Source organism: Paenibacillus sp. FSL H7-0943 (assembly GCF_037963265.1).
Classification (GTDB): domain Bacteria; phylum Bacillota; class Bacilli; order Paenibacillales; family Paenibacillaceae; genus Paenibacillus_AQ; species Paenibacillus_AQ odorifer.
In genome coordinates this window covers 1,523,523-1,541,047 of record NZ_CP150148.1, presented here as the reverse complement: position 1 = coordinate 1,541,047, position 17,525 = coordinate 1,523,523, and the positions used below count along the sequence as shown (strand labels likewise).

The following is a 17,525-nucleotide window of genomic DNA, read 5'->3' as shown; positions in this document are numbered from 1 at the left end:
CACAGATCATTTCTGTTGCAGACAAGACGGTTATCTATATCAATTGTTAAGCATGAAGAATCGAAAGGATACTTATGCTGTAAGCTGCTTATATTTCGTAGTCAGTTCATGGAACCACTGCTTGTCCTGCAAGGTCAACGCAAAATCAATCAGCTCGGCAATCTCACTCGGCTGTAAATCTGCTGAGTCATTAAAGGATACTTCAGCCGTAGCTGTAGCTGCGCCATTCCCATCCTCTGCGTAATCATAAGAAAAACATAACTTAATGTCACTTTCCAGAAATTCATTACGAAGGAAATATAATACCTCACACATTAACACAGGTCTAACATGATCATCAAAGACACATTCCATAACCTTTGCCCAATATTGCTGGTTGTTGAGGTGTAACTTATCATTAGTTAAGAGATATTTCTCACCCTGAAAATCGGTGACAAATCTCAGTTCAAGCGGCTTCATCTTAAAAATAGTAGCAATTTGCTTCATGCTAATATTCAAAATATCTTGCGTTTCTAGTCTGATCATCTCTCCATGCACCTCGTCCCTCTTAGTTGGGTTATTCGAAACCTGCCATTATCTATAATTCTTTATATGCCATTAATGTAAAATTAACTCCATTAATTCACTTTAATTTTATCTAATTTAACATTATTATCGTCACCTGACTATGCTTTATTTATATTTTTTTAGGATTTTGCTCAGAAAAATGTTTCATTCTCTAAAAATCTGTTTAATATTATTGTTCATTACAATAAGATGTATAAAGATTACGCATCATGTGAAGCTTTTGCTTTCTTATATTTAAACAAAAAAAAACTGTTCTGAAGGGTCATTACGACCTCAGAACAGTTTTTTGCATTAGGATTATACTTCAGTTAATTTACTTAAACAAACAATGGCACTAACTGTATTCCCTCGGGTGAAATCCGTACGAGTCCTTTATCTGTGATACGTAACGTTGGGATAACCGCCAAAGCAAGCAGCGATAAAGTCATAAACGCGTAATTCAAAGTACAGCCGGCATCATACAACGCTTTGCTGATCGCAGCTGATTTCTCAGCAGCAATTTCAAATGGCTCTGTAGACATTAGGCCTGCAATGGCCAACGGGAATAACGTTTCTCCACTAGATGTAATTACAGCGACCCCACCCTGAGCGTCCGCCACCGCGTTCGCAGCTTTGGCCATTAGCTCATTATCATTGCCGATGACGAGTACATTATGACTATCATGAGCAACAGTCATTGCGATAGCAGCCGGTTCTTTAAAACCGATGCCTTCCACAACAGCCACTGATTTATTTCCTGTTCCTTTATGCCGTTCGAGCACAGCGATTTTACATAGACCCTCTACAGCATTTACATCCAGCTGCCCTGCTACTACAGGTACCGAAACCATACGTTCAATGGTCTCCACATGATTTTCTCTTACTTTAATAACTCTTGTAGTAAGTTCCCCTGTTTCAATTGGAGCCGCGATAATAAAATCTTCGGCGGTAGGACGCTGCGGCAAATGAACCGAAGCCAAAACTTCCTCTGGATATGTGAATTTAGCAAGCTCTGCCGTCATCACACCGTTTTCGGCAACGACTACACCCGCGGCAATCGTAAGTACCACGTGAACATCGGCCAAATTCCCGTCCAGCAGAATAATATCCGCAAAAGAACCTGGAGTAATAGATCCGATATCCTGAGACAACCCAAAACGCTCTGCCGTATTAATAGTTGCCATTTGGAAGGCTGTTACTGGCTTCACGCCTTGAGCAATCGCATGGCGAACAACGAAATCCATATGACCTTCGTCCCGTAACGATTCCGAGCTGCGGTCGTCAGTAACCAGCATCATGCGACGCGGGTCAAGTCCACGCTCTGTATGAGCGGTGATGGTCTTGGCAACATCATGCCAAGCCGAGCCCCGGCGCATTTTGGCATACATCCCCAGTCGAACGCGCTCAATCACATCGTCTGCTGTAACACACTCATGATCACCAGTCACCCCTGCCGCAGCATACACTGGCAGTCTCCAGTCGCTGGAAGGCCATGTGAAATGACCGTCAACAAATCTGCCTGCCCGCAGCGTAGCTTGAATCTCTCCAAGCATTTTTTCATCGCCGTAAACAACGCCAGGGAAATTCATCACTTCGCCCAGAGCAATCACATCTTTGCCCCACGTAAAAGCTTCGGCAACTTCTTCAGGACCAATTGAGGCACCCGTTGTCTCGAATTCCGCACCTGCCGCAGGCACACAAGAAGCCACCTGCATGTAAGCAGCTAACGGCGTCCCCCGCATCTCATCCAGCATCAATTGAATACCCTTCAGCCCGAATACATTAGCAATCTCATGTGCATCAAAGAAACCACCTGTTGTGCCAAGCGGCAGAACAGCGCGGGAAAATTCAGTAACGGTTAGCTGGGTGCTCTCAATATGGCAGTGGCCATCGAGCAATCCCGGAGCTATATACTTGCCGTTCGCATCAATAACTTGCGTTCCTTCGCCAATCATATGTGTCACATCTTTACCAACATAAGCAATTCGTCCACCTTGAACACCAACAGACATTCCTTCTAGAATTTCACCAGAGCATACGTTGACCAGCTTTCCACCTGTAATTACCAGTGTTGCCGGTTTATCGCCTCTTGCCGTAGCCACAAGCTCAGGTACACAATCCGCTAAAGGCTTTCTTGTAAAAGTTGTCATCTTCATCTCTCCCCCGTTAGTATCCAAGTGTTGTCTTGATGTAGTGAATAGATCCGTAATCATAGAGGATTGCCTAACTATTAAGCCTAGGATAATATAGTTGCGCAGGTCTGTATTTGTAAGAAAAAACGGCTCAATCATCCCTGTAGATGATAGCCGTTTACTTATTCCCAAAGATTGTCCGAACCATCCGGACATGCCCCTGTTTTTACTCTCCCGCCATCCGCTCTATTCCAACGATTATCTTACTTTTGCCTCATATACGTCAAGTGCTGCCTGAACCCCAAACCCGCAAGGCCCCTTAAATCCATGACGCTGTAATGCGGCTTCCAGCGCTCCAAGCAGCCGCAACACGTTATTCTCACGACAGCTAAAACCCATCGTACCGATGCGCCAGATCCTTCCCTTTAACGGTCCAAAAGAACTGGCAATTTCAATTCCGAACCGCCCCAGCAGCAGCGAACGGACAGCTTCCCCATCTATCCCCTCAGGGATCAGCACACAGGTAACAACAGTAAGCTTGCAGGAAGGATCCCCGTATAGTTCTAAACCCATAGCTGCTAATCCAGCTACAAGTGCTTTTTCATGGAGGATATGTCTGGCGAATCGGGCATCCAGCCCTTCTTCAAGGGTAAGCCGCAAGCCCTCCCGCAGTGCATAAAGCATTGAGGTCATCTCTGTATGATGATTGAGACGTTGTGGACTCCAGTAATCCTGAAGCATGCTGAGATCAAAATAATTGCTGCGGACAAAAGATAAGTCACCTGGCTGGACATCACTTGTTCTAATCCCGCGTTCTACTCGTTTTCGGGTCATGAGCTTAGCTTCAGCACGATCATTATACGTTATCGGTGCCATTCCGGAAGGGACGGACAGGCATTTCTGTGTACCGCCAACGACGGCATCCAACATCCAAGCATCTGTCTCGACAGGAATGCCCCCAATGGTTGCAACTGCATCGACTATGAATAAAGTATCCATCCGGCGGCAAGCTCTACCAATTTCCGCGAGTGGCTGCACACGTCCTGTAGAGGTCTCCCCATGAACCATTGCCACCACATGTGGTTTAAAAGTCTCCATAGCTGTTATCACTTCATCCGGCTCAAACACACTCCCCCATGGCTTTTCCAGCACGAACACCTCAGCGCCACATCTTTCAGCAATCTCATGCAATAGATGTCCGAAGCGGCCAAAGATCGGAATCAGCACACGCTCACCCGGTAGGATCAAACTAACCATCACAGCTTCAATTCCAGAACGGGAGGTACCATCGATAGGGTAAGCCCATGAATTACGAGTAGCAAACAGCTCCCGCAGCATTTCCATCGTTTCATTCATAATAGAGGTGAACTCTGGATCAAACTGACCCAGCACCGGAAAAGACATCGCCCGCAGTACACGCGGATCTACCTCGACCGGACCCGGAGTCATAATACAGCGTTGGGACGGCGACAAATCTTCGTAACGCTTCATGATGATCCTCCCTTAAAAGTTCGGCGAACTCTTTTTAATAAGCTAACTCATATAACATCGCAGTCAGAACCTCAAGCCCAGCAACGAGCTGCTCAGGGGAAGTATATTCTTCCGGAGAATGGCTGATGCCAGCTCGGCTTGGCACAAATATCATCGCAGTAGGGCAACGCGGCGCAAACAGCTGGGCGTCATGTCCCGCTCCACTTACCATCATGCGGTACGTCTTCCCCTGTTGGCGGCAGATATTTTCCAGCATTGCAGATAGCTTCATATCCATAGGCGCAGGGACTGTATTGAGCACGGATGTAACCTCAAGAGTCACCCCACGTTTAACAGCAATTTCATTACATTCCGCAAGAAGCTTCTCACAGAAACGTTCCAGTTCGTCCTCTTCACTATGGCGGATATCTAGTGTAAAAAGAACCTCACCCGGGATCACATTTGGCGTATTCGGATACACCTCAAGCTTACCCGAGGTTGCTACAAGAGGTTCACCAGTAGTTTTAGCAGCACTTTCAAGCACGTACAGCATTTCAACCGCACTAGCCAGTGCATCCTGCCGCATAAACATCGGTGTCGTGCCTGCATGATTAGCAATACCACTGACCTTGACCACATATCGTCTCTGGCCAACAATCCCCTGAACTACGCCTATCTGAGTGTCCGTCTTCTCCAGAATAATCCCCTGCTCGATGTGCAGTTCTACAAAAGCACCAATATCATTTCTGACTCCAGTCCGCTTAGAAGCTTTCTCCTCCGTTATGTCCTGTAAGAAGCTGGATTGTGCCATTGCTGCTTTTAACGTCACGCCCTCTGCATCCATACAGGTCTCGGCCTCGCTTCCGTCATACCTTTCCGTGACATGGCCCGAACCCCAATAAGCAAGCGGAAATCGGCTCCCCTCTTCTTCACAAAAAGATACGACCTCAAGCGTCCGCTGCGGCTGGCCAAAGTTCCTCTGCAAATCTTGAAGCGCAATCATAGCCGCAGCGATCCCATACGTACCATCATATTTTCCGCCATTGATTACAGTATCAATATGCGATCCGGTTAAAATAACCTTTTGCTGCGGATTGCATCCACTCAATCGTCCATATACATTGCCAACCTTGTCTATGGAAACTTCTAAGCCGAGCCCAGCCATTTTTTCCTGCAAAAAAATCTGCGCCCGGCTCCATTCCTCCGTATATAGCAGTCTAGTAACTCCTGGCCCAGGTGTGCTGAATGCCGCCAGCTCCTCCAGCAGCTCCAACAGTTTCTGAGTCGATGCTTGAACTCTGCAATCATTCATAGGCTGTACTGCTCCTTCCTAATTCGCAGCCACTGTCCACCTCCCTCACTGATCACTCCTTCTTCAGAGGTATAGATCACATTCCCGCGACAGATCGTAGCAACTACCTTGCAGGATAAAGTTCTTCCGATGTAGGGGCTGTGCTTGTGGCGATACAATAAATCCTCCGCAGTCAGCGTATAGGTTGTGCTTGGATTCATCAGAACTAGATCGGCATCTAGACCTAGAGCTATAGCGCCTTTGCGATGCTCTATTCCAAAACGTTTTGCGGGTTGCCCTGCAAGCAGACTGGAAATTAATGTAACATCCAAACCCCGCACATTCACGCCTTCATGGAACATAAGCTCCAGACTGCTCTGCGCACCCGAGATCCCACCCCAAGCTGCAAAAAAAGACAAGTCCGGCTTCACCTTCAATTCCGTTGGACAGGGGGAATGATCCGAAGCAATCAGATCGATTTTGCCTTGGGCCAGCATCTCCCATAACTTCTCCTGCTCCATCGCACTTCGCAGCGGAGGTGCACACTTCACCACAGGGCCTAAAGCCTTCATATCATTTTCAGTGAGGACCAGATAATGTGGACAGGTTTCGGCCGAAACGTCCAGACCTCGAAGCTTAGCTTCATAGATTTTCTCAATGGCGGCGGCCGTGCTGATATGAACAAAATGCAACCGGCAGCCCGTACGTTCACTGTACAGCAGCGCCCTGGACACTGCCTCCAGCTCTGCTTCAGCAGGGCGGCAAGCCGCAAAATCACTTGCGCTGGTTCTGCCATTTCGCACTGCATCTGCGGTCAACACCGCCGTGATAGCCTCACTTTCTGCATGCAGCGCCAGAATCCCGCCCAGAGAAGCGATTCGCTGCATCCCTTGATAGAGTGTATCCTCATCCACTTCACGGAATCTGCCTTCGCCCTCCCCTCCAGGATTGGAGAGAAAGGCTTTAAACCCAGTGACGCCAGCGGCTGCCAAAACTTCTAAATCATCCAGATTGCCGGGAACGAGCCCACCCCACAGCACATAATCAACGGCAGAGTTTCCAGCCGCAGCATCTACCTTTTGACGAAGCCCAGCCTCGTTCACAGTAGGTGGATTGCCGTTAAGCGGCATATCTGCATAGGTTGTGCAGCCGCCAGCTGCCAACGCCGCAGAACCGCTGCGAAAGCCTTCCCAATGTCCAAACGTTGGTTCATTAAAGTGGACATGCATATCAATCATACCGGGGAGCACATAGAACCCATCTGCGTCGATGACTTTGGTTAGCGGCGCAAGCGAAAGTTCCTCTCCAAGTGCGACAATCTTACCCTCTGATACTGCAATATCCAGCTTGAGTACCTGATCGGGCAGCACTACATTCCCGTTCTTAATCACAAGTTCATAGGATTCCTTCATGAGCTGCCACCTCCTCCGGTCGTCAACTTTCTCTTAACTTCCCCGATACGTACTATATCCACCAGGTGCTACTAGCAAAGGTACATGGTAGTGTTGCATGGAGCTCTCTATATGAAAGCGAATAGGTATCTGTTCTAGAAAAAAAGGCATCTCACGTTGAGTGTCTGCTGACGCTTTGGCATCCGCTCTACGGTAGTAATCGCCAACCATAAACAGCAGCTCGTAACATCCAGACTCCATTTCGTTTCCCTCCAGCAGCGGAGCATCCAGCCTCCCGTCACTGTTCGTGACTTCTTCACACAGAAGCTTGCTCATCCCATCCGTAAGCTTCCAGAGCTGAAGCGTCAGACCTGTAGCAGGAATCCCCCGCGACAGATCCAACACATGGGTGGTAAGACGCCCGCTCATTACGCTGTCTCTCCGGCCAGATCTGCACGGCTGACAGAAAAGCCCTGAAAACCATAGGGTGGACGAGGTTCGGTGAAGACTCCACCTTTAGTTTCTTCAGGCTCAACAATGGTTTCCCAAGTCCGGTTATTGGACTCAAATGAAACGGTAGCCAGCTGTGGAAAACGGGACAATACGCGCAGCCCAATTTGATAAATCAACGATTGGATTGATGGACTGTTCAGCTCATGAAAAGCGTTATAGGCGATATCGCGAACCTGCTCCGATGCCACATATTGGCCTAGATCTCCATCCAGAGCATGCTGAACATCACTGTAGGTCCAGTTAATATTCAGAAAAATATAAAGCGGACGGTCAAAGCTCTCCGGCAATGTTGTATACTCATCACGGACGAATCCATAAAACGAGCTTCCACTCACTTTTATCAGCTGTAAATCCTTCAATCGGCATTCATGAGCGATAACCTCAGTCCCATTCTCTCCACGTTTTATAGTTAACGAAGCCGAATAAGATTCATTATTGGAGTGACGCAGTACTAAATGACTCTGTTTAAGCCCCTCAACCCCGGGCACCATCACCTGTTCAAAAGGTAACCGGTCTGCGGAAACTGAAACTGCGGTGACATGATCGTATTTATCGAGAAAACGGCTGCTTAGAAGCTGCAGTAGCCCCTCCGTTGTGCTTCCAGTGTAGTCCGCGGTATTGCGCAGGATGAAATTTTTCATAGAATCGGTAGCAACAACCATGGAATTATCCCCCTCTGAGAAAGAAGGAAGAAACGCCTCACCCGTGACCGCGAATGTAATATTATGTGCGAATATAATGTTGTCGCAGCCCGTGAAGGAAGATTCGGGAACGGGGGTAACGGCCAGTGGTTTAGCATAGGTACGATAAGTTAGCACATCACTTTTTCCATAAAATATTGTACGTCCGTTAATTGGTTCCAGCATGGCTGACACCCTCCCCGTTTATGATGAATGAATGAATAATTAAATAATTAAATCACTTAGGCGAAATCTCGTAATTGTACCGACTTCAGAAAAGGCTTGAACCCATTCCTCCTGAGGGGAACGCTCAACTCGCACGCCAATGGCGCTGATAATGTCATCTTTGTTTTTGCCACGAACAGCTAGAATAAAAGGGAAATGAAATTTGTCCGTATACTTTCGATTCAGATCATTTAATAGATTGAACTCTTCCGTTGTTAACCGATCCAGTCCAGCTCCCTGCTGCTCAGAAGCAGATAAAGCCGTAACTTGAAGCCTAGTCGCCAAATCCGGGTGAGCTTTTAATAGTCCCTCCATTCGGCTCCGGTCAGCACTCAGTACGGTCTGCATCATTGTGCTATGCAAATGTTCTAAAGAATGGAACGGAATCTGCTTATAAGCCTCCTCTGCTACCCACGGTGAATGTTCAAAAATGCCGCCTAGATGCTTCACAAAATCCGTTATACTCATGGCATTTATCTCTTCCAACGCAAACCTGCCTTCAGAAACGACCATCCACTCAACCTCCAATAGCTTTGTTAACAGCTCGTAAAATGCCACCGTACCCCGTACAGCGACAAATGTTACCCGATAAAGCTTCTTCCACTTCAGCCTGAGTAGGATGCGGGTTCTCTTCCAGCAGAGCAACCACCGAGATAACCATCCCTGGTGTACAATAACCGCATTGGAACCCCCCCTCTTCTAAAAAAGCCCGCTGAACGGGATGCAGGCCTACTTCACTAAGACCCTCAATCGTTGTAATTTCCGCACCTGAGCATTGATAGGCCATGACCAGACATGAATTCACTGGACGTCCATCCACCAGCACCATACATGCCCCGCAGCGGCCAATCTCACAAGAACGTTTTGTGCCGGTCAGCTCCAAATCTTCACGTATGACCTTTAAAAGCCGGCGGGAGGGTGGAATCTCCGTGGATATCGCTTTGCCATTAAGATTGCAATTAAAGGTGAACCTCTCTTCTGCAAAGGCTTCCTCAGACGATAAGGGGGCAAGGTTATCTTCATCTAGATTCGCATCTGAATTATGGCTCGACATGGATGTTCACCACCTTTTGTGGAATAAACGGTGTAGACTGCAGCCATTCGGGATCAATGGGAAGCTTGGTTATCCGCTTCCCTACAGCCTGAAATATGGCCGACACGACTGCCGGAGCTAAATTGACGGAACCCACCTCTCCAATGCCGCGAGGACCGTACGTGTCATGATCCGGCAAATCCTCTATCGGCTGCACCTGAATGCTGCCATTCATATCGGCAATGGTCGGCACCAAATAGGTGTCTAAATTTTTGGTGACATAGCTGCCGCCAGACATCACAGCATCCTCTGACAAGGTGAAACCGACCGCCATACTGCTGCCACCTTCGATCTGTCCAAGATAACCTTGCGGATTAGCCACCGGTCCCGCCGCTACCGCATGATATTGATCCAGTACACGAACACGTCCTGTAAGCAGATTAACTTCCACACGGACCGCGATTGCGGAATAGGTGTATAGGAAATGTGCCCCCACTCTTTTAAAGGGTGTGGTTGGATAAGTAAACTTTGTATTACAGACAATGGGTTCTGAAATACGCTGTGCCAAGTCCTTGTAAGTCAGAAGCAGACCGCCGTCTTTTAGCCAAATACCGCCAGGGCCGAGCTTCATTTCATAGTTATCCAGCTCTGGCTTTATCATCGCAGCTGCCTGCAGCACTCGAGCGGTGAAGTCTGGACGCAGCCGTTTTAAGGCCATCCACATCATGCTGGTTGATCGGGAAGCCGTACTAGATCCGCTATCGGGCACAACATCCGTATCGCCAATGACGATGCTTAGATCCTCTGCCGCCAAGCCAAACTGTTCAATCAGCATTTGTTCCATTGTTGCGATTAACCCCTGACCAAACTCCTCGTAACCAAACACCGCCTCAATCTTGCCCTCTAGCGTCAAAGAGAGCCTGCCACCCGCCGGATCGGGAATACCATAGCCAAGTCCTGCACCATGCATAGCTATAGCAGCACCCGTTCCAGTTACGATCCAAGGTTCCACAACACCTGAATCACTGTCTGTAGATGCGGCATCAGTCATAAGAGGCGAACCCGCCAGCGCTTCCCACACCTGAAAGGCACCATCGGTCTGAGCAATTTCCTGACCCAGCGGCCCCAGATCTCCATATTTACGCAAATTGCGGCGGCGCATTTCCCACGGATCGATCTGCAATCGCTCAGCCAACCGATCGATTTGTCCCTCCAAAGCGAAAATCGCCTGATTGCCGCCAAAACCGCGAAATTCACCAGATACACCGTTATTGGTATATACAGCAAAACCCTTCACATCCACATGATCGATGATATAGGGGCCCATCACATGTTCTGTCGCAAAGTTGAGCACCTCCGCCCCCAGTGTTGCGTAAGCTCCCGTATCCGAAATAATTCTGACCTGATGTGCCCTGATGATTCCTTCGGGGTCGCAGCCAGTTTTCATGGTGATTTTCATGGGATGGCGTTTTAGTCCTGCACGTACCGATTCAGCTCTCGAATTATGCAGTCTTACCGGACGGAGTGTCCGCAAGGCGAGCAGCGCTCCATACGGTTGTACATTCAGCTCGTCTTTTCCTCCAAAGGACCCGCCGATAGGACTCGAGATGACGCGAATATCTTCTTGAGGAATAGCCAGAATTCTGGATAGCTGCAGGCGATCCATCAACCCATGTTGTGTAGCTGAATATATGGTAAGCCGTCCGTTATCCTCTGGGATAAACAGTCCACCTTCAGTCTCCATATAAGTGTGCATTTGGCGTGGTGTATAATAAGTCTCCTCTACCACATGACAGCAATCCGTAAATACCGCTTCCGGCTCCCCTTTCCGATATTCCGTATGATGAAGCACGTTTCCCTCGGCATGCAGCAGAATTGCGTCCTTTTTCATCGCCTCTTCCGGGTTCTCGAGTAAGGGTAGAAGCTCATAATCCACTTCGATAAGAGATAAGGCGTATTCCGCAATTTCGTCCGTCTCTGCCGCGACTGCCGCAATCGCATCGCCAGTGTAACGCACACGGTCACTGCAAAATACCGGTTGATGCGGCAAAGCTATGCCAAAGCCGTTAAGTCCGGGCACATCCTCATAAGTAATTACAGCGTGTACACCAGGGACTTCAACGGCCTTCTCAATGCGTATGGACAAAATACGAGCATGTGCCTGCTCACTGCGGAGCACGCGGCCGATCAACATTCCTTCTGCCCTCATGTCGGTCAAATACTGCAGCTTACCGGATACCTTGCCCTCTCCATCGGGTCGTGTACGCCAGCGGCTACCGCTGGATTCCTTATTCAGCAGCATTTTCCCTCTCTCCTTTCGTCGGGTTATTCACCTCTTAACTCCGTATATTCATAGCCTTCCACAGCTCAGATACAACCAAATTCCCAGCAGTCTTTTTCTTGTAAAGTTCTGTTGCAAAGGGATCACTATACGTCTCAAAGCTGTTCTCAACCTCTTCATATAAAGAAGCCAACAGCTCCTCTGTATACCTCACACCTTCAAGCATAACTTCAGCTCTACTTAGTCGCTGCGGCCGCCCAGAGCCCCCACCTGCGGCGATACGCACCTCACGGAAACGGAGTTCCTCATCGATTGATGCTGAGATTGCTACCGTTACAAGTGAAGGGGTGAACACTTCCCTGCGGCCAACCTTACGAAAAATTTCTAGCCTATCCGTTAACGGACTCTCTAAGCGAGTAGGTGAGATGCGAATCTCAGCCACAAGATCTGCCGCAGGTTTTATCCCGCTCCAGTGATTGTTTAGCCACTCTATCAAAGGTAGTGCCGTCATAAATTTGCCGTCAAAGGAGATTAACTCCGCGTCATAGACCAGTAACGCAGGTAGAATATCTCCGAAGCCAGAAGCGATATTGCCCCCGAGCGTGGCAAGATTACGCACCGACGGAGCCGCTATGCAACGTGCAGCCTCTTGCAGCGCAGGAGCCACGGCCTGCAAATGCTCATTACTGCGGCACTGGGAGAGTGGAACAAGAGCGCCCAGAGATAAGTGAAATTCCGTTAAGGTAATGTCGCCGAGATTTGTGATTTGCCGAAGATCAATCAGCTGTTTGGGCATATGATCCGTTCCATTTTCCCACCCTGTTCTCAGCAATGTTCCTCCTGCGACATATCGGGAACTGTCTCCAAACGCCGTTTTTCTCTCCCAAGCTTCGTGCAGGCTGTGGGGTTGAATTACTTCAGGTAGTCTTCCATCCTCTTCCCGTATAACTCCCATACACTCCGCCTCCCTTTTTGAGTACCAGATTGCCGCTTCCCTTCTCGTATAGCCTGCCTTAAAACCTTTGTTCCCGAATATAAGGAACTCCGAGCGCCTCCGGTGTACCGGATGGTTTGTTGCGATTGCGGTACCCCAGGTACATCAGGACCAGAATGGTCACAAGGTACGGAATCATTTTGAGAAAATAGGGCGGAACTGCACTGCCCAGCAATTGAATGCGGAAGCCAAGTGAATCCAATGCCCCAAAAAAGTAAGCGCAGAACAAGGCGCGCAGCGGATTCCATCTGGCAAAAATCACTAGCCCTACCGCAATCCAGCCTCGACCGGCTGTCAGCCCTTCATTCCAGGTTGGCGCATAGGCCAATACCATATCCGCTCCGGCCAGACCGATGAGAGCAGCACCGGTGATCACATAGCTGTAGCGGATAAGCTGCACACGGATCCCCATCACATCTGCGGTAGCCGGACTGTCTCCGACTGCCCGCAAATGCAGGCCCCATGAAGTGCGGTGAATTAGCAGATGCAGAGCAAGCACTAGCAGCAGGCTGAACCAGGTTAGGTAGTCCATGTTGCCGAATATTTTTCCGATGAACGGTACATTTTCCAGCCAAGCCAGATGCAGCTTAGGGGAGGTTCCCGGCAAAGGAATGCCGCTGATCGGTTTACCAAGATAAGCGCTCAACCCACTGCCGAACAAGGTCATCGCAAGACCGGACATCGTTTGATTCGCCCGCAAGGTCACACAGAGAAAAGAATGCAGCAAACCAAGCACAGCCGTTACAGCTACGGTAGCCAGCAGAGCCAGCAACAGGTTTCCGGAGCGAATATACACGATACAAGTGGTGACCGCCCCCATCAGCATCAGACCTTCAGCCCCAAGCTGTATAATGCCGGCTCGTTCATTTAGAATGCCTCCCAGCGTAGCCAGCAGCAGCGGGGTCCCTGCGGAAATAGCGGCAATAAGTAGCTGTGTTGTAAAATCCATCGCCTATCTCCCCCCTTTCAGCTGAACCCGGCTACGACGAATGCGGAAACGATAGATCATATCGCCAGCAATCAAGAAAAACAGGATGGAGCCCTGCAGCATTTCTGATATCGATGAGGGCAGCCCGATGGTTTGAACACTATATCCGCCAACAATTAAGCCACCGAATAAAATAGAAGTAACGATTAGACCGAGTGGATTCAATTTGGCCAACCAAGCCACAATAATGGCGGTGTATCCATAACCCGGTGAAATGCCCTGCATCAGCTTGTGTGTAACACCGGAGACCTCCGCCATGCCAGCGATCCCGGCGAGCCCCCCACTGATCAGCATGACGATAATAATATGGCGCTTGATAGGAATCCCCGCGTATCTGGCTGCAACAGGATTGGCCCCAATCAGACGGAGCTCGTAACCCCACTTGGTAAAACGAATCATTAAGTAATAAATCACAACGGCGATAAGTCCAAATAACAATCCAATATGCAATCTTGTACTTCCGAGAACAGGCAGCGACTGAGCCGCAGTAAACATAGGTGATCCCGGGAAATTAAAACCTTTAGGATCTTTCCAAGGTCCGAATACCACGTAATCGAGCGCCAATAGGGCAACATAATTCAGCATTAATGAAGTGATTAGCTCATTCACTCCAAAATGCGTCCGCGGAATAGCAGTCAATAGTCCCCAAAGCGCACCCGCGGCAATCCCGAACAGTAGCATTAAGCTCAGGGACCAGAATGAAGGTAAGTCAGGAAAATAAATCGTGACCGCTGTGGCCGCCATAGCCCCAACGGTTAACTGGCCTTCTGCTCCAATATTCCATACCGAAATGCGGTAAGCCACAGCAATCCCAAGCCCACATAGGAGTAGCGGGATCGCTTTAACCATCGTTTCCGTGAGCCCATACGCAGTGCCAAATGCGCCACGGAACATTTTTTCATAGACCAGCACCGGATTCATGCCATTCGCCGCAATAAATAGGGCACACAACAATAGCGCTAAAATTATAGATACAATAGGTGTCCACCAAGGAGAACGGATGCGGCTGGCATCGTATTCGAAACGTAGAGAGAATCGTTTTCCGGAGTGGGAGGGGAGGGGTTCCAGTACAGCTGCTGCGGTATTTCTTCCATTCTCCGGGCTCATACGGCGCTCTCCTCTCTATTATGAATACCAGCCATTAGTAGTCCGATGCTCTCTCGATTCGCTTCCTCATGTGTACTCTCACCAATAATTGAGCCGTTATAGATCACTAGAATCCGGTCGGACAACTGAAGCAATTCATCTAAATCCTCCGAAATTAACAACACGCCACTACCTGAACCACGCAACTCCATAAGAAGGTCGTGAACACCAGCCGTGGCACCTACATCCAGCCCTTGTGTCGGATGAACGGCGACCATCAGCTTAGCCCGATGACTGATTTCACGTGCAAAGAGCAGCTTCTGCTGATTACCACCTGACAACTGTTGTACTGGCGTCTCCAGCTCAGGTGTTTTGACGTTAAAGCGCTGGACCAGCTCCTGTGACCACAAACGGTTCTTCGCGGACTTCAAGAAACCAAATTTGGAGTGCTCCTCTGAGCGGTAAGACTTAAACAAAAGATTATCCACCGATCCGAGGCGTCCAGCTAAACCGCTCTTCATCCGGTTCTCCGGCACGTGGGAGATTCCTGAATCAATTGCCCCTCTAACCGAAGCCGATTTCACCGTTTTTCCATCAAACGTGATTTCACCACTTTTCCAGCCTCTAAGACCTGTTAACACTTCAGCCAGTTCCTTTTGCCCGTTACCAGCTACCCCAGCTACGCCTACAATCTCCCCTTTACATACGTTCAGTGAGAAGTGATCCAGTGCTTTTCGCCCGTGATCGGCATATACGTCCACATCTTTCACTTCTAATAAAGAATCCCCTTCAGTGGCTTCCCGTTCTTGACGAGTGATGGTTACTTCCTTGCCCACCATCAGACGAGCCAGCTCCAGTTCATCTGTATCTGCCGTGGTCAGTGTGGCGATCATTTTCCCTTTGCGCATGACGGAAATCCGATCGGAGGACGCCATAACCTCTTTCATTTTATGAGTAGTCATAATGACCGTTTTTCCTGCCTGCTTCATGACCCGCAGCGTTTCAAATAGCTGTTCCACCTCTCCCGGGGTCAATACAGAGGTTGGTTCATCCAGAATAATAATGTCAGCCCCGCGATACAGCGTCTTAACGATTTCAACACGCTGCTGCTCCCCCACGGACAACTGCCAGATCGGGCGATCCACCGGGAAATTCAGTCCAAACCGTTCCGCTAATGCCTCTATCTCCTCGCGTTTGTTCTTCATCCACTTACGGCCGCGCCAGAAAGACGACTTTTCGCCAAGCACGATATTTTCTGCTGCTGTGAGGCTTTGCACCAGCCTAAAGTTCTGAAACACCATACCTACACCCAGCTGCGCAGCATCTTTAGGAGAACGGATCTGAGCACCTTTCCCATGAATGAAGATTTCTCCTTCATCTGCTCTGTACACCCCTGACAGCATGCTCATCACCGTGCTCTTCCCGGCCCCATTCTCCCCAAGCAACGCATGAATCTCACCCGCATTTGCCGAAAAGTCGACTTGATCACTGGCGGTTACCGAGCCGAATTTTTTCACAATCCCCCGCATTTCAACTGAAGTTCCCCGCATGGCCTGAACCCCTCCTTCCTTCAAGTTGTAGTACGGGTGGGGAAGTTTCCGCTTAACGGAACCCACCCCACCCATAGATTGTGCACATCTTATTCCCTATTTTTAAACATTATTGCGGGATAGTTCCTTCCACACCTTTTACGAGCCAGTTCATGCCCAGCACTTCCTCCAAGGTCAGCTTCTGACCCTCCTGAACCTTCACATTCCCTTGATTATCTGAGATCGGACCTGTGAAAACCTCAAGCTCACCACTGATAATTTTGGCTTTGGCGTCTTCGACAAGCTTTTTCACATCATCTGGGATCTTGTTCCCGAAAGGAGCCAGCTCCACCATACCGTCAGCCATATCACCGGAATATTGCTCGCTCTTCCAGGTTCCATCCATAACTGCCTGCACAGCTTTTACGTAATACGGCCCCCAATTCCATACCGGATTCGTCAAATAATTGTCCGGAGCGTATTTACTCATATCCGAGTCATTTCCCCCGGCAAAAGCCCCTCGTTCAGCAGCAGCCTGCAGGGTTGCAGGTGAATCCTGATAGGCCAAAAGCACATCCGCACCCTTATCCAGCAAGCTGATTGCCGCTTGACGTTCAGTCGTCGGGTCATACCATGTATTCGTCCATACCACATTCACCTTTACATCAGGATTGACACTTTGTGCTCCAAGGGTAAAAGCATTCAAGTTATAGATCACTTCGCTGATCGGAAAAGCGCCCACATAACCCAGCTGATTATTTTTGGTCATTTTCCCTGCCGCTATGCCGCTCAGATAGCTGGCCTGATAGTTTTTCCCGAAGTAGGTCCCCATGTTCTCTGCGGTTTTGTAACCCGAAGCATGCAGGAACTTCACGTTGGGAAATTTGCCCGCTACATTTAATGTAAAATCCATATATCCGAAGCTCGTTGTAAACACGATGTCGTGTGATTGCGCAAGCTCTGTGATGATTCGTTCGGCGTCAGCACTTTCAGGGACATTTTCTACAAAGTCAGCTTTAATCCCCAGCTCCTTCTCCATATACAACCGTCCTTGATCATGTTGGTACGTGTAGCCGCCATCCCCTGGAGGTCCGATATAAACAAAAGCAACCGTCGGTTTCTTTGCAGCCGGTTCTGTTGTTGCAGTTGCCTCTGTTGCCGCTGTAGTTGTCGCTGGTGCCTCCGTTGCATTTGTAGAAGTATTATTATTGCTGCCACACCCCACCAAAGCCACCGTCATTAGAACCATTAATGCAAGACAAGATGTTATGAACTGACCCCTTTTTTTCATAATTCTCCTCCTCCAAATCATCTCTCATCATGGCTGCAACCATTAATGTACTTCTACTATACTTAGAGGTGGCCT

The 17,525-nt window shown here is 48.9% G+C and carries 15 protein-coding genes; all 15 read right to left on the bottom strand.

Annotation, left to right across the window (positions count from 1 at the left end; all coding sequences use genetic code 11):
• Positions 1-72: 72 nt before the first annotated feature.
• Positions 73-525 carry an IDEAL domain-containing protein gene (locus NSQ55_RS06790; RefSeq protein WP_076125508.1) on the bottom strand — a complete coding sequence of 151 codons (453 nt, stop codon included), beginning with the start codon at positions 523-525 and terminating at the stop codon, positions 73-75.
• A gap of 359 nt (positions 526-884) precedes the next feature.
• Positions 885-2,702, bottom strand: a complete 1,818-nt coding sequence (locus tag NSQ55_RS06785) for an adenine deaminase C-terminal domain-containing protein (protein WP_076185420.1) — start codon at positions 2,700-2,702, stop codon at positions 885-887.
• 234 nt (positions 2,703-2,936) lie between these two features.
• A complete protein-coding gene (locus NSQ55_RS06780; RefSeq protein WP_076185394.1) occupies positions 2,937-4,169 on the bottom strand; it encodes an alanine--glyoxylate aminotransferase family protein in 1,233 nt (410 codons plus the stop codon).
• Between the two features lie 34 nt (positions 4,170-4,203).
• Positions 4,204-5,460 (bottom strand): M20 family metallo-hydrolase, encoded by a 1,257-nt coding sequence (locus NSQ55_RS06775; protein ID WP_339172164.1) that lies wholly within the window; start codon positions 5,458-5,460, stop codon positions 4,204-4,206.
• Positions 5,457-6,851, bottom strand: coding sequence for an allantoinase (locus tag NSQ55_RS06770; RefSeq protein WP_339172162.1), 1,395 nt, complete (start codon positions 6,849-6,851; stop codon positions 5,457-5,459). Before NSQ55_RS06770 ends, NSQ55_RS06775 begins: the two co-directional genes overlap by 4 nt.
• 33 nt (positions 6,852-6,884) lie before the next feature.
• Complete coding sequence (gene uraH, locus NSQ55_RS06765; RefSeq protein ID WP_076125436.1) at positions 6,885-7,259, bottom strand: hydroxyisourate hydrolase; 375 nt, start codon at positions 7,257-7,259, stop codon at positions 6,885-6,887.
• Positions 7,259-8,209: a factor-independent urate hydroxylase gene (gene pucL / locus NSQ55_RS06760; protein WP_339172160.1), complete on the bottom strand. Its 951-nt coding sequence runs from the start codon at positions 8,207-8,209 to the stop codon at positions 7,259-7,261. Before pucL ends, uraH begins: the two co-directional genes overlap by 1 nt.
• Before the next feature lie 39 nt (positions 8,210-8,248).
• Complete coding sequence (gene uraD / locus NSQ55_RS06755; RefSeq protein ID WP_076286310.1) at positions 8,249-8,761, bottom strand: 2-oxo-4-hydroxy-4-carboxy-5-ureidoimidazoline decarboxylase; 513 nt, start codon at positions 8,759-8,761, stop codon at positions 8,249-8,251.
• 4 nt (positions 8,762-8,765) lie between these two features.
• A complete protein-coding gene (locus tag NSQ55_RS06750) occupies positions 8,766-9,302 on the bottom strand; it encodes a (2Fe-2S)-binding protein (RefSeq protein WP_081383303.1) in 537 nt (178 codons plus the stop codon).
• Complete coding sequence (gene pucD, locus NSQ55_RS06745) at positions 9,289-11,583, bottom strand: xanthine dehydrogenase subunit D (RefSeq protein ID WP_339172154.1); 2,295 nt, start codon at positions 11,581-11,583, stop codon at positions 9,289-9,291. Before pucD ends, NSQ55_RS06750 begins: the two co-directional genes overlap by 14 nt.
• Before the next feature lie 34 nt (positions 11,584-11,617).
• Positions 11,618-12,517: an FAD binding domain-containing protein gene (locus NSQ55_RS06740; RefSeq protein WP_076125444.1), complete on the bottom strand. Its 900-nt coding sequence runs from the start codon at positions 12,515-12,517 to the stop codon at positions 11,618-11,620.
• A gap of 58 nt (positions 12,518-12,575) precedes the next feature.
• On the bottom strand, positions 12,576-13,505 hold the full coding sequence (locus NSQ55_RS06735; RefSeq protein WP_042185778.1) for an ABC transporter permease: 930 nt from the start codon (positions 13,503-13,505) through the stop codon (positions 12,576-12,578).
• A 3-nt stretch (positions 13,506-13,508) separates the two neighbouring features.
• Positions 13,509-14,651: an ABC transporter permease gene (locus NSQ55_RS06730; protein ID WP_076276663.1), complete on the bottom strand. Its 1,143-nt coding sequence runs from the start codon at positions 14,649-14,651 to the stop codon at positions 13,509-13,511.
• Positions 14,648-16,180, bottom strand: a complete 1,533-nt coding sequence (locus NSQ55_RS06725) for an ABC transporter ATP-binding protein (protein WP_339172150.1) — start codon at positions 16,178-16,180, stop codon at positions 14,648-14,650. Before NSQ55_RS06725 ends, NSQ55_RS06730 begins: the two co-directional genes overlap by 4 nt.
• A gap of 109 nt (positions 16,181-16,289) precedes the next feature.
• Positions 16,290-17,450 (bottom strand): BMP family ABC transporter substrate-binding protein, encoded by a 1,161-nt coding sequence (locus NSQ55_RS06720; protein WP_036680038.1) that lies wholly within the window; start codon positions 17,448-17,450, stop codon positions 16,290-16,292.
• Between the last annotated feature and the right edge of the window lie 75 nt (positions 17,451-17,525).